The sequence below is a fragment of the uncultured Pseudoflavonifractor sp. genome (genome assembly GCF_944387805.1).
GTDB lineage: Bacteria > Bacillota > Clostridia > Oscillospirales > Oscillospiraceae > Pseudoflavonifractor.
Map to the genome: position 1 here is coordinate 60,332 of NZ_CALXGI010000004.1, position 13,096 is coordinate 73,427.

Below are 13,096 nucleotides of genomic sequence, written 5' to 3' on the forward strand. Positions count from 1 at the left end.
ATGAAGCAAGGAAAAAAGTCCGGTTCCATCTGGAAGAACAAAGGCGTTCAGTCGCTGACCGCCTCGCTGCTGTGCATCCTGATTGGACTGCTGGTGGGCTATATCGTCCTGCTTATTATCAATCCTGCCGGCGCGACGGAAGCCATCAAGACCATTGTGGAGAACTTCCTCTACTATCCCAGCGCCGCGGCGCGGCTGAAGTATCTGGGCAACACCCTGGTCAAGACCGTGCCCCTGATTATGTGCTCCCTGTCCATCCTGTTTGCTTATAAGGTGGGCCTGTTCAACATCGGCGCCGCCGGACAGTATGTGGTGGGCGCGGGCGCCAGTCTCTATTGCGCCCTGGCCCTGGGGATGCCCTGGTATGTGTGCCTCATCGCCGCCATTGTTGCCGGCTGCGTTCTGGGCGGCATCTCCGGCGCCCTGAAGGCCTACTGCAACGTCAACGAGGTTATCTCCTGCATCATGCTCAACTGGATCAGCCTCTATGCGGTCAACATGCTGCTGGCCGGCGTGAAGGAGGTCGCCAGCCCCTACACCCTGACTCTGGCCAGCACTAATAAGGACGCTATTCTGCCCAGCCTGGGTCTGGGGCAGTTCTTCAGCAACAACCAGTATGTGACCATCGCCATCCCCCTGGCAGTGATTATCTCCATCGTGGTGTGGGTGGTGCTGGAAAAGACCATGTTCGGCTATGAGCTGAAGGCCACCGGCTTCAACAAATTTGCCGCCAAGTACTGCGGCATGAAGGAGAAGCGGAACATTATCCTGACCATGGTGATCGCCGGCGGACTGGCTGCCATGGGCGCGGGTATGTTCTACCTCACCGGCTTCGAGCAGTGGCAGACCACCGCCTCCGCGGTGCCTGCCATGGGCTTCAACGGCATCGCCGCCGCCTTCCTGGGTGGCCTGAACCCCATCGGCGCCATTTTCTCCTCCTACTTTATCCAGCATATCACCAACGGCGGCGCCTATGTGGACAAGACCATGTACTCCGCTCAGATTGCCGATTTTATCTCCGCCCTGATCATCTATCTGTGCGGCTTCGTGCTGTTCTTCAAGAGCTTCATGGACAAGCGGGCCGACCGCAAGGCGGAGGCCAAGGCTCTGGCGGCCAAGCGGGCCGCTGAAAACGGGGAAGGAGGGGACAAGTAATGGTACTGCTCATTCAGTATACGCTGATTTTTGCCTCCGTCCTGATCCTGGTGGCGCTGGGCGGCTGCTTCTCGGAGCACTCCGGCGTTATCAACATCGGCCTGGAGGGCATCATGGTTATGGGCGCCCTGGGCGGCGCGCTGATGATGAAGTTCCTGCCTGCCGGCACCCCTGCGCCGGTGATCATTCTGGCCGTGGTGGTGGCCGCCATGGGCCTGGGCCTGGTGTACTCCCTGCTGCTGGCCGTGGCCGCCATCAACTTCAAGGCGGACCAGACCCTGGTGGGCACAGCTATGAACCTGCTGGGCACCGCCGCCGCCACTGTGTTCGTCAAGGCCATGAATACTGCGGAGAACGTGAACAACGTCTCCTCCACCATCCAGTATATTGAGCCCAAGAAGGCCTTTATCGTCAATATCGCCGGGTTTGAGTTCAACTGGTTCATGCTCCTGGCTGTCATTGCTCTGGTACTGGCCTATGTAACCCTGTACAAGACTCGCTTTGGCCTGCGGCTTTGCGCCTGCGGCGAGCACCCCCAGGCGGCCGACTCCGTGGGCATCAATGTGTACAAGATGCGCTATGCCGGCGTGCTCATCTCCGGCGTGCTGGGCGGCCTGGGCGGCATCGTCTATATCACTGCCGGCGTCAGCGAGTGGAAGTTTGAAAACGGCGTGGCCGGCTTCGGCTTCCTGGCTCTGGCCGTTATGATCTTCGGCCAGTGGAAACCCACCCGCATTGCCCTGGCCGCTCTGGTGTTCGGCCTGTTCCGCGCCCTGGGCAACGTGTACACCGGCTTCGACTTCCTGGCTGCCCTCAATCTGCCCAGCGGTGTGTACAACATGCTGCCCTATATCATCTCTCTGGTCATCCTGGCCTTCACCTCCGGCAAGTCCCGGGCGCCCAAGGCTGAGGGTATCCCCTACGACAAGGGACAACGCTGACCTTCCTGTTATAAGAGCTGCCTTCCAAAGAGGACCGCTGCCCATCCGGGCGGCGGTCCTCTTTGGCCGGCCCCGCATGGGGCGGCCTGCGTGGAGGGCGGAGCGCTGTTTTAAGAAATCCGCCTGCGAAAGGTTGACATCCATATGTGATGCGCATACAATAGTTGCGCGCACAACAATAAGAACTGCAACTGAGGAGGCGACGGCACGTGCTTCTGCGGATTTTTTCCTATCTGAAGCCCTACCGGAAACACACCATACTGGCAATACTCTGCATTGCGGTGGAGGCGGCCTTTGAGCTGATCATCCCCTTCCTGATGGCGGACATTGTAGATGTAGGCGTCAAAAATGGGGATACTGCGTACATTTTCGCCCGGGGCGTCATGATGGCAGTCTGCGCCCTGCTGGCGCTGATGTTCGGCGCGGGCAGCGCCCGTTTTTCCGCCGTTTGCGGACAGGGCTTGGGCGCAGAGCTGCGGAAGGAGGAGTACCGCAAAATTCAGGCTTTTTCCTTTGCAAATACGGACCGGTTCCAGACCTCTTCCCTGGTTACACGGCTTACCAGCGACGTGACCGCCGTGCAGAACGCAGTAGCCACCGGCCTGCGGCCTGCTGTCCGATCTCCCATTATGATGATTATGGCCCTGGGATTGTCCTTTACCATGAGCCCCAGGCTTGCGGTGGTGTTCCTTGTGGCGGCGCCCCTGCTGGCTATCCTGCTGTGGCAGATTATCAAGCGGGTGCGGCCCATGTACGGCAAGATGCAGGGCGCTCTGGACCAGGTCAACCGGATTATCCAGGAGAACCTGACCGCCATCCGGGTGGTGAAGGCCTGCGTCCGTGGGGAGTACGAGGTGGAGAAGTTCGAGGAGGTCAACAAGAACCTGCGGGACACCTCTGAGCACGCCTTCCGGCTGGCGGCCCTGAACATGCCTGCCATGCAGCTCATTATGTACGGCACCATCCTGGCCATCCTCTGGTTCGGCGGGCAGCTGACCATGGTGGGGGGCATGGAGGTGGGCGACCTGACCGGTTTTCTCAGCTATGTGCTCCAGGTGCTCAACTCTCTGATGATGCTCTCGTCCGTGTTCCTCATGCTCACCCGGTCTCTGGCCTCCTGCCGCCGGATTCTGGAGGTTATGGACGAGAAAATCGATATCACCGAGACCCCTGGCGTCACCGATCCAAACGCCAGGGTTGAGCGGGGCGATATTGTGTTTGACGACGTGTCCTTCCGCTACCGGGCGGGGGCGGGGGAGAATGTGCTGGACCATGTGTCCTTCCACATCAAGGCGGGGCAGACGGTGGGCATTCTGGGCCAGACCGGATCGGCCAAGTCCACCCTGGTCCAGCTCATCCCCCGGCTGTATGATGTCACCGGCGGCGCGGTATATGTGGATGGCAGGAACGTGAAGGAGTACCCCCTGGAGCACCTGAGGGACGCCATCGCCATGGTGCTCCAGAAGAACACCCTCTTCTCCGGCACGGTGAAGGACAACCTCCGCTGGGGCAACGAACACGCCACCGACGGGGAAATTGACGAGGCCTGCCGCATCGCCTGCGTAGACGAGTTTATCGACAGGCTCCAGAATGGGTATGACACAGAACTGGGTCAGGGCGGAGTCAACGTGTCCGGCGGGCAGAAGCAGCGGCTGTGCATCGCCCGGGCCATTTTGAAAAAGCCCAGGGTGCTCATTTTGGATGACTCCACCTCCGCTGTGGACACAGCCACTGAGGCCAAAATCCGCCAGGGCCTCTCCCAGGGCCTGCCCGGCGCCACCAAGATTATCATCGCCCAGCGGGTGACCTCTGTCCAGGAGGCAGACCAAATCCTCATCCTGGAGGACGGGAAGATCAGCGCCGTAGGCACCCATGAGAGCCTGATGGCCTCCAACCCCTTCTACCAGGGGCTCTATCAGTCTCAACAGAAAGGAGCGCTGGAATAATGGCTGCAATGATAAGAGGCCGGGGGCCCAAGGACACCAAAAAGACCGTGCTCCAGCTCGTGCGCTACCTGGGACGGCACAAGCTGGCCCTTGTTGCCGTTGCCGTAATGGTATTTATCGGAAGCGGCGCCAATATCTTTGGTACCTATCTGCTCAAGCCGGTCATCAACCAGTATGTGCTGCCCGGGGACGTGCAGGGCCTGATGGTGATGCTGCTGCTCATGGGGCTGATGTACCTGTCGGGGGCCGCCGCCACCTGGGGATACAACCAGCTCATGGCTCACACTGCCCAGCAGGTGGTGGCGGAGATCCGCTCCGATCTGTTTGCGCATGTCCAGACCCTGCCCCTGCGGTACTTTGACACCCACACCCACGGCGAGCTCATGAGCCGTTTTACCAACGACGTGGATACCCTCACCAACATGCTCAACAACTCCTTTGCCATGCTGATTCAGAGCGCTATCATGGTGGTGGGCACGATTACCATGCTGCTGGTGCTCAATGTTTGGCTGTCCCTTATCGTGGTGGCCTTTCTGGCGGCCATGGCCCTGTTTATCCGGTGGAACGGCAAGCGCAGCCGCCGGTATTACAACGAGCAGCAGGCCCGGCTGGGCGACCTGAACGGCTTCATTGAGGAGATGGTGTCCGGCCAGAAGGTGGAGAAGGTGTTCAACCATGAGCCCCAGGACTTTGAGACCTTCTGCCGCAAGAACGAGGACCTGCGGAAGGCGGCCACCAAGGCCGTCAACTACGCGGGCATGACCGTGCCCACAGTGGTGAGCCTGTCCTATTTCAACTACGCCGTGTCCGCCTGCGTGGGAGGCATGTTCGTCCTGTCCGGCCTGATGGATCTGGGCAGTCTGTCGGCCTATCTGGTGTACGTCCGGCAGAGCGCTATGCCCATGAACCAGTTTACCCAGCAGGTCAACTTTATCATGGCTGCCCTGTCCGGCGCGGAACGGATTTTTGAGATGATGGAGGAGCAGCCCGAGGTGGACGAGGGCAAGGTAACCCTGTGCCGCGCCCGGGAGAACAGGGACGGAACCTTCACCGAGGACTCCGCCGGAATCTACGCCTGGCGGGTGCCCCAGACTGATGGTACCGCCAAACTGGTGCCCCTCCGGGGAGACGTGCGGTTCCACAACGTGGTGTTCGGTTACAACAGCAAAAAGACGATCCTCCACGGCATTGATCTCTTCGCCAAGCCAGGACAGAAGATCGCCTTTGTGGGCTCCACCGGAGCGGGCAAGACCACCATCATCAACCTGATCAACCGGTTCTATGAGCTCAGCGAGGGCACCATTACCTACGACGGCATCGACCTGCGGGACATCCGCAAGGACGATCTGCGGCGCTCTATGGCCATGGTCATTCAGGACGCCCACCTCTTCACCGGCACCATTCTGGAGAACATCAGGTACGGCAGGCTGGACGCCACCGACGAGGAGGTGAAGGAGGCGGCCAGGCTGGCCAACGCCGACTCCTTCATCCGCCGCCTGCCCGACGGGTACGATACCATGCTCACCTCTGACGGCGCCAACCTGTCCCAGGGCCAGCGCCAGCTGCTCACCATCGCCCGGGCTGCCGTGGCCCAGCCGCCGGTGCTGGTGCTGGATGAGGCCACCAGTTCGGTGGATACCCGCACTGAGCAGCTCATCGAGCAGGGCATGGACCAACTCATGGAGGGGCGCACCGTGTTCGTCATTGCCCACCGGCTCTCCACCGTCCGAAATGCCCAGGCCATCCTGGTGCTGGAGCAGGGACGGATCATCGAGCGGGGCAGTCATGAGGGGCTGTTGGCCCAGAAGGGGCGGTATTATCAGCTCTACACCGGCCAGTTCGAGCTGGAATAAAGGGGGAAAAGGCCAATGGAAAAGCATGAACTTCGGGCGGTGCTGTTCCAGCTGGAGCTGGACCGCCGGAGGCTGCTCCAGCCCTGGTTTTCCGGCCTGGGGCTCACCCTGGGCCAGGGGCAGCCGCGGATTCTCGCCCGCCTTCTTCAGGGGGACGGCCTGACACAGCGGGAACTGGCCGACGCCTGCACCCTGGACGCAGCCACTCTCTCCCGGGCCCTGGACCGGCTGGAGGAGACGGGACTTATCCGCCGGGTGGAGAATCCGGGCAGCCGCCGCTCCTATCTGGTCCGGCTGACTGATGCCGGACGGGAGAAGGCCGTACAGGTACAGCGGGGCTTCGATAAGGTGGACGAACTGCTCTGCCAGGGATTTGCCGGGGAGGAGCTGGACCGGATTCAGGCAGACCTGGGGCGCCTGAAGGCCAATCTGGAACAGTGCGAGACCTTGTTCGGGGGAAAATCCACCTGACAAGTAGGAAACTATTTTACAAAATGTGCAAACAGCGGTATAATAAAGCCTGCCGGACTTGCGGAAAAGCGCGGTCCGGCAGGTATTTTATTGGCGAGGTATTTTATGAAGAAACTCATCCCCCTGTTCCTGAGCCTGGCACTGCTGCTGTCCGGCTGCGGCCCGGCCTCCGCCCCGGCGGAGGAGGACAACACCCTGACTGTGGCGGCCATGACCTACCCCATTTATCTCTTCACCAGCCGGGTAATTGAGGGCGCGGAAGGGGTGGAGACCCAGGCTGTCATCAACCAGCCCATGAGCTGTCTCCACGACTACACCCTGAGCGTCAACGATATGAAGGCTATCCAGGGCGCAGATTTGCTGCTGCTCAACGGCGTGGGCCTGGAGGACGCCATGTCCGCTGCCATTGAGTCCAGCGGCGTGCCCACAGTGGACTGCTCGGAGGGCGTGTCCCTCCTCCACTACGGCGAGAGCGCTGAGGAGCACGCAGAGCACGACGGCGGGGAGGACCACGACGGACACGACCACGGCGAGTACGACCCCCACATCTGGATGGACCCGGCCCGGGCCGCCGTAATGGTGGAGAACATCGCCGCCGCCCTGTCCCAGGCCGACCCGGACAACGCCCAGCTGTACGCGGACAACGCCGCGGCCTACGCCGCCGAGCTGACCGCTCTGAAGGATGAGCTGCGGGACAGACTCTCCGGCCTGGAGCCCAGGGAGCTCATCACCTTCCACGAGGGCTTCGGCTACTTTGCCGACGCCATGGGCCTGACGGTGGTCAAGGCCATTGAGGAGGAGGCGGGCAGCGAGGCCAGCGCCAAGGAGCTGGTGGAAATTGTGGATCTGATTGAGGAATACCGGCTGCCCGCCATCTTTACCGAGGCCAACGGCTCCGACGCCACCGCCAACGCGGTGTCCCGGGAGACAGGGGTCAGGGTGGAGCAGCTGACCATGCTGATGAGCGCCGAGGCGGTGCCCGCGGACAGCGCCGACCCCTACCGGGCCGGGCTGGAGCAGAATGTCAACGCAATCCTGGAGGCCTATGAATGAGAAAACCAAAGCATGAAATCCAGGGCGCCGGCTGTGCAGGCGCCTGCTGCCTCCGGGTGGAGCACCTGGGGGTGGACATGGGGGGAGCGGACATCCTTCGGGACGTGAGCTTCCACCTCCACTGCGGCCAGATTGTGGCCCTCATCGGCCCCAACGGCGCGGGAAAGAGCTCCCTGTTCAAGGCGGTGCTGGGCCAGATTCCCCACAGCGGCACCATCGAGTTTCAGAAGGCGGGGGGAAAGCACACCCGACCCCTTATCGGCTACGTGCCCCAGTCCCCCGCCTTTGACCGGGGGGACCCGGTGAGCGTGTTCGACTTCTTCTCTGCCGCCATCTCCTCCTGGCCGGTGTTTCTGCCCACGCCCAAAAGCCTGCGCAGGCGGGTGCTCTCCTGCCTGGAGCGGGTCCACGGGGCCGACCTTATCGACAAGCGCATGGGCGCCCTGTCGGGCGGCGAGCTCCAGCGTGTGCTCATGGCCATGGCTCTGGAGCCCCTGCCACACATCCTGATTCTGGATGAGCCCCTCTCCGGCGTGGACATCGACGGCGAGCGGCAGCTGCTGGACATGCTGGACGAGATCTGCAATCAGTACGACCTGTCCATTCTGCTGTCCACCCACGACTTCGCCACCCTGGAGGAGTACGCCGACCAGGTGATTCTCCTCAAGTCCACGGTGCTGAAGGTGGGCGCCCCCGGAGAGGTCCTCTCCTCCGATGAGTTCAAATCCGTGTTTCACCTGGACCTGGGAAAGGGGGCGGGGACGTAATGGAGCTGTGGTATCAGATTGTGTCCGTCCTGCCCTTTGACTGGGCCGGGCCCGACGGGCTCTACTTCATGAAGAACGCCCTGCTGGCGGTGCTGGTCATCTCGCCCCTGTTCGGACTGCTGTCCACCATGGTGGTCACCAACCGGATGTCCTTCTTCTCCGACGCCCTGGGCCACTCCGCCTTTACCGGCATGGCCATCGGCGCCATCTTCGGCTTTGTGGACCCCATGTGGTGCGCGGTGGTCTTTGCCATCGCCTTCTCCCTGCTCTTCACTCTGGTGCGCCACCGGACCCACATGGCCAGCGACACGGTTATCGGCGTCTTTTCCTCCACGGCGGTGGCCCTGGGCATCTTCCTGGCCACCCTGGGGGGCAAGAGCTTTACCAAGTTCAACAACCTGCTTATCGGCGACATTCTCAGCGTGGAGCCGGGCAAGATTGGCCTGCTGGCTCTGATTTTGCTGCTGGTGATTGTGCTGTGGCTGATGTCCTTCAACCAGCTGATGCTCTCCTCCATCCATCCCGCTCTGGCGGACAGCCGGGGCATCAGGGTGTTCTGGCAGGAGGCGGTGTTCTCCGCGGCCATTGCCGTGGTGGTCACCGTGTCCATGACCTGGGTGGGCCTGCTGGTCATCAACTCCCTGCTGGTGCTCCCCGCCGCAGCGGCCCGGAACCTGGCCCGCAATATGCGGCAGTACCACCTGTTTTCCATCCTGGGGGCCATTGTGGCCGGCATCGCCGGGCTGATGACCTCCTACTATGCGGGCACCTCTGCCGGCGCGTCCATTACGCTGTATCTGGCGGCCTTCTTTGCCGTCACCTTCCTGCTGCGGGGCCGCCGGGCCTGACATCACCGCCGGAGACGAGAGGAGGCGGAGGACTTGAACCGAAAAAAGGAAAAGCACCCTGAGCGTTCCGCGCCCCGGAAGGTCCACCTCTGGAGCTCCCTCCAGACAAAATTTGCCCTGACCTATATTGCAGTCATCGCGTCGGTGCTGGTGCTGCTCAATACCTATCCTCTCCTGGCCTCACGGGAACTGGTGGAGACCTCCAAGCAGACCGCCCTCCAGAGCCAGGCATCCCTGATTTCGTCCGCCCTGTCCAGCCTGCGGACCATGACCTATGACGGCGCAGACGGCGTCTTTCAGGAGCTGCGGCTTCAGGACAACGTGGACCTGGCCCGCATCCGCATTCTGGTGACCGACGCCTCGGGCATGATTATCTATGACACCGGGGACACCGGCGCCACCATCGGCCGGTACGCCCTGATAGGCGAGGTGGTCACGGCCCTCAAGGGCCAGGGCTACGACGTGTTCACCTGCCAGTACCGGGACGGCGTGTTCCGCAACCGGGCGGCCGCGCCGGTGGTCTACCGGGGGTCCATCATCGGCGCGGTGTGCCTTTATGAGTACGATGCCGACCAGGGGGCTCTGCTCTCCGGCGTCCAGCGGAATCTGGGCAGAATCTCGGCGGTCATCTGCCTGGTGGCCCTGCTGCTGAGTGTGGTGTTCTCCCGGGCGCTCACCCGGCGGATGGGCACCCTGCTCAAGGCCATCCGCATTGTGCGGGAGGGCGAGTACAGCCACCGGGTCCAGCTGGGGGGCCACGACGAGCTGGCCCTGCTGGCAGACGAGTTCGACCAGCTCACCGGCCGCCTCCAGACCACCGAGGAGGTGCGGCGCCGCTTCGTGTCCGACGCCTCCCACGAGCTGAAAACCCCGCTGGCCTCCATCCGCCTGCTCACCGACTCCATTCTCCAGTCCGACCACATCGACCCGGAGACCAGCAAGGAGTTTGTCAGCGACATCGGCGAGGAGGCCGAGCGGCTCACCCGTATCACCGAAAAGCTCCTCACCCTCACCCGCATGGACAACGCCGCCCCGGTCCACACCGAGCCGGTGGACGTGAAGTACGTGGTGGAGAAGGTGGAGCATATGCTCTCCCCCCTGGCCAAGGCGGTGGACGTGGCTCTGCTCTGCCAGCTGGATGAGGGCTGTTTTGTCCGGGCCACCCAGGACGATATCTATCAGATTGCCTTTAACCTGATGGAAAACGCCATCAAGTACAATCTGCCCCAGGGTACCGTGACCGTGAAGCTGTTTGTCCGGGGCGGAAGTGTAATGCTCCGGGTGGAGGACACCGGCGTAGGCATCCCGAAGGAGGATCTGCCCAAGGTGTTCGACCGGTTTTACCGGGTGGACAAGGCCCGCTCCCGAGAGGCGGGCGGCACCGGCCTGGGGCTGTCCATCGTGCGGGACACCGCCCGGCAGCACGGCGGCAGCGTCACCGTCCGCCGCCGCGACCCGGACCCGGGCACCTGCTTTGAGGTTGTGTTTCCGCTCTGCGGGCCGGAAGGGGGGAGCAAGCTGTGAGACGGTGTGATTTGCGCCAATACCGGAGCGGCGGACTGCTGCTGGTTCTGACCGGGCTGCTGCTCCTCTCTGCCTGCGCCCTGCTGGAGGGCGGCGAGGAATCGCCTCCCGAGGGCGCCTATCGGGTCTACTACGCGGTGACCGGGGAGCAGTCCACGGTGCAGGTGGTGGACTGGGAGTACCGCATCCCCTCCGGCGAGGACACCGCCTCCGCCCTGGCGGAGCTGGTGCTCTCCCAGCCTGAGACGGCCGGGCTGGCCTCGCCCGCGCCCTCCGGTACCCGGCTGCTCTCCTGCCAGCAGGAGGAGGGACAGCTGCGGCTGGACCTGTCCGAGCAGTACGGCGGCCTGTCCGGCGTGGATTTGACCGTGGCCAATTCCTGCCTCACCCTCACCCTCTGCCAGCTGGAGGGGGTGGAAGAGGTATACATCACCGTGGAGGGGGAGCCCCTGCCCTACCAGACCATGCGCACCATGGGGAAGGACGACGTGCTGCTGCCCGGGACGGGGAAGGGGACGCTTACCGTATCGGTGGGCCTGTGCTTCCCCAGGGCTGAAGGCGGCGGCCTGGGCGTGGAGTACCGGGACGTGGTGCAGAACGAGAGTGAGACCCTGGCCAGCGCGGTGTTCACCGCCCTGCTGGAGGGGCCCGGCTATCCGGAGCTGACCAGTCTGATGCCCGAGGGCACCAAGCTGCGGAGCATTCTGGTGGAGGGCGGTGTGTGCACGGTGAACCTGTCGCCCGAGTTCCTGGCCGGCGTGCCGGAGGAGGAGCAGGCGGCCCGGCTGCTGCTGTACTCCATTGTCAACACCCTGTGCATGCAGGAGGAGCTGTCCATTGACGCGGTGCAGCTTCTCTCCGAAGGCCGGAGTGTGGAGTCCATTGGCGGTGTGCCCGCCTCCGTGCCCCTGGAGCCGGACTGGACGCTGCTGGAGTCTTGACAGCGTCCCACCTGGCGTGTAGGATATTACTTGCCATAAAAAGAGAAATTTGACCAGTTCAGGGCCTGGGACCAGGCCTGCCGCCGGACAGACGGCTTACCCAAGAAAAAGGAGAGCATGACCATGAGTGACTACCGTATGAGCACCAACTGCATCCACGCCGGCTACCGCCCCGGAAACGGGGAGCCCCGGAATATTCCCATTGTCCAGTCCACCACCTTCCGGTACGCTACCGGCGAGCAGATGGGCGCCCTCTTTGACCTGGAGGCCAGCGGCTATTTCTACACCCGCCTCCAGAACCCCACCAATGACCACGTGGCGGCCAAAATCTGCGCCCTGGAGGGCGGCACGGCGGCCATGCTCACCTCCTCCGGCCAGGCGGCCAACTTCTATGCCGTGTTCAACATCGCCTCCTGCGGCGACCATGTGGTGGCCTCCTCCGCCATCTACGGCGGCACCTTCAACCTCTTCGCCGTCACCATGAAGCGGATGGGCATTGAGTTCACCTTTGTGGACCCGGACTGCTCTGAGGCTGAGCTGGAGGCCGCTTTCCGGCCCAACACCAAGGCCGTGTTCGGCGAGACCATCGCCAACCCCGCCCTCACTGTGCTGGACATCGAGAAGTTCGCCAAGGCGGCCCACGCCCACGGCGTGCCCCTCATCGTGGACAACACCTTCCCCACCCCTGTGAACTGCCGTCCCTTCGAGTGGGGCGCTGATATCGTCACCCACTCCACCACCAAGTACATGGACGGCCACGCCAACGCGGTGGGCGGCGCCATTGTGGACTCCGGCAAGTTCGACTGGAATGCCCACTCCGACAAGTTCCCCGGCCTGACCACCCCCGACGAGAGCTACCACGGCGTGACCTACACCGAGCGCTTCGGCCTGGCCGGCGCCTACATCACCAAGGCCACCGTCCAGCTCATGCGGGACCTGGGCTCCATCCCCTCTCCCCAGAACTGCTACTACCTGAACATCGGCCTTGAGACCCTGCCTCTGCGGATGAAGCAGCACTGCTCCAACGCTCTGGCCGTGGCCCAGTATCTCCAGGGCCATGAGAAGGTGGCCTGGGTCAAGTACCCCGGTCTGGAGGGGGACCAGTACCACGCCATGGCCGCCAAGTACATGCCCAATGGCACCTGCGGCGTGGTGTCCTTCGGCGTGAAGGGCGGCCGTGCGGCAGCCTCCAAGTTCATGGCCGGGCTGGAACTGGCCTCCATTGCCACCCATGTGGCCGACGCCAAGACCTGCGTGCTCCACCCCGCCTCCACCACCCACCGGCAGATGAACGATGCCGAGCTGGCCGCCGCCGGTGTGTCTCCCGACCTGGTGCGCCTGTCCGTGGGTATTGAGGACCCCGCCGACATCCTGGCCGACGTGAAGAAGGCCCTGGCCGGCGTGTAAGACAAAGTCTGCAAAGAGAAGCCGCCCCAGCGGAACCGGATTGTCCGGACCCGCTGGGGCGGTTCTATTGCGGCCTGAAAAAAGGGCATTGCTGTTTTATCACTTGGCGCAGTCGTTAATGAGGCAGCCGGCCGGCACGATATCCCGTACGCCCCGCAGGACAGGTCCTGCGGGGCGCCCCGGGCGAGAT

Annotated in this window: 11 protein-coding genes; all 11 read left to right on the forward strand. The window is 62.9% G+C overall.

Annotated elements, in window-relative coordinates; all coding sequences use genetic code 11:
• On the forward strand, positions 1-1,155 hold the full coding sequence (locus Q0K06_RS02150) for an ABC transporter permease (protein ID WP_294547937.1): 1,155 nt from the start codon (positions 1-3) through the stop codon (positions 1,153-1,155).
• Positions 1,155-2,096, forward strand: coding sequence for an ABC transporter permease (locus tag Q0K06_RS02155; RefSeq protein ID WP_294547940.1), 942 nt, complete (start codon positions 1,155-1,157; stop codon positions 2,094-2,096). The genes Q0K06_RS02150 and Q0K06_RS02155 overlap by 1 nt, the downstream gene beginning before the upstream one ends.
• 209 nt (positions 2,097-2,305) lie before the next feature.
• The gene (locus Q0K06_RS02160) at positions 2,306-4,042 is read left to right on the forward strand and encodes an ABC transporter ATP-binding protein (RefSeq protein WP_294547943.1); all 1,737 of its coding nucleotides are present in this window, start codon (positions 2,306-2,308) and stop codon (positions 4,040-4,042) included.
• Positions 4,042-5,895, forward strand: coding sequence for an ABC transporter ATP-binding protein (locus Q0K06_RS02165; RefSeq protein ID WP_294547946.1), 1,854 nt, complete (start codon positions 4,042-4,044; stop codon positions 5,893-5,895). The genes Q0K06_RS02160 and Q0K06_RS02165 overlap by 1 nt, the downstream gene beginning before the upstream one ends.
• Before the next feature lie 15 nt (positions 5,896-5,910).
• Positions 5,911-6,366 carry a MarR family transcriptional regulator gene (locus Q0K06_RS02170; protein WP_294547949.1) on the forward strand — a complete coding sequence of 152 codons (456 nt, stop codon included), beginning with the start codon at positions 5,911-5,913 and terminating at the stop codon, positions 6,364-6,366.
• Between the two features lie 105 nt (positions 6,367-6,471).
• Entirely contained in the window at positions 6,472-7,419 is a 948-nt protein-coding gene (locus Q0K06_RS02175) for a metal ABC transporter substrate-binding protein (protein ID WP_294547952.1), read from the forward strand.
• Positions 7,416-8,186 carry a metal ABC transporter ATP-binding protein gene (locus Q0K06_RS02180; protein WP_294547955.1) on the forward strand — a complete coding sequence of 257 codons (771 nt, stop codon included), beginning with the start codon at positions 7,416-7,418 and terminating at the stop codon, positions 8,184-8,186. Before Q0K06_RS02175 ends, Q0K06_RS02180 begins: the two co-directional genes overlap by 4 nt.
• The gene (locus Q0K06_RS02185; protein ID WP_294547958.1) at positions 8,186-9,034 is read left to right on the forward strand and encodes a metal ABC transporter permease; all 849 of its coding nucleotides are present in this window, start codon (positions 8,186-8,188) and stop codon (positions 9,032-9,034) included. Before Q0K06_RS02180 ends, Q0K06_RS02185 begins: the two co-directional genes overlap by 1 nt.
• Before the next feature lie 33 nt (positions 9,035-9,067).
• On the forward strand, positions 9,068-10,558 hold the full coding sequence (locus tag Q0K06_RS02190) for a HAMP domain-containing sensor histidine kinase (RefSeq protein WP_294547961.1): 1,491 nt from the start codon (positions 9,068-9,070) through the stop codon (positions 10,556-10,558).
• The gene (locus Q0K06_RS02195; protein ID WP_294547964.1) at positions 10,555-11,499 is read left to right on the forward strand and encodes a GerMN domain-containing protein; all 945 of its coding nucleotides are present in this window, start codon (positions 10,555-10,557) and stop codon (positions 11,497-11,499) included. The genes Q0K06_RS02190 and Q0K06_RS02195 overlap by 4 nt, the downstream gene beginning before the upstream one ends.
• Before the next feature lie 123 nt (positions 11,500-11,622).
• A complete protein-coding gene (locus Q0K06_RS02200) occupies positions 11,623-12,906 on the forward strand; it encodes an O-acetylhomoserine aminocarboxypropyltransferase/cysteine synthase family protein (protein WP_294547967.1) in 1,284 nt (427 codons plus the stop codon).
• Positions 12,907-13,096 lie beyond the last annotated feature (190 nt).

What these genes read in the sequence shown, in the direction of transcription:
- Q0K06_RS02150 (WP_294547937.1), top strand. Translation starts at nt 1, where the DNA reads ATGAAGCAAGGAAAAAAGTCCGGTTCCATCTGGAAGAACAAAGGCGTT.
- Q0K06_RS02155 (WP_294547940.1), top strand. Translation starts at nt 1,155, where the DNA reads ATGGTACTGCTCATTCAGTATACGCTGATTTTTGCCTCCGTCCTGATC.
- Q0K06_RS02165 (WP_294547946.1), top strand. Translation starts at nt 4,042, where the DNA reads ATGGCTGCAATGATAAGAGGCCGGGGGCCCAAGGACACCAAAAAGACC.
- Q0K06_RS02170 (WP_294547949.1), top strand. Translation starts at nt 5,911, where the DNA reads ATGGAAAAGCATGAACTTCGGGCGGTGCTGTTCCAGCTGGAGCTGGAC.
- Q0K06_RS02175 (WP_294547952.1), top strand. Translation starts at nt 6,472, where the DNA reads ATGAAGAAACTCATCCCCCTGTTCCTGAGCCTGGCACTGCTGCTGTCC.
- Q0K06_RS02180 (WP_294547955.1), top strand. Translation starts at nt 7,416, where the DNA reads ATGAGAAAACCAAAGCATGAAATCCAGGGCGCCGGCTGTGCAGGCGCC.
- Q0K06_RS02185 (WP_294547958.1), top strand. Translation starts at nt 8,186, where the DNA reads ATGGAGCTGTGGTATCAGATTGTGTCCGTCCTGCCCTTTGACTGGGCC.
- Q0K06_RS02200 (WP_294547967.1), top strand. Translation starts at nt 11,623, where the DNA reads ATGAGTGACTACCGTATGAGCACCAACTGCATCCACGCCGGCTACCGC.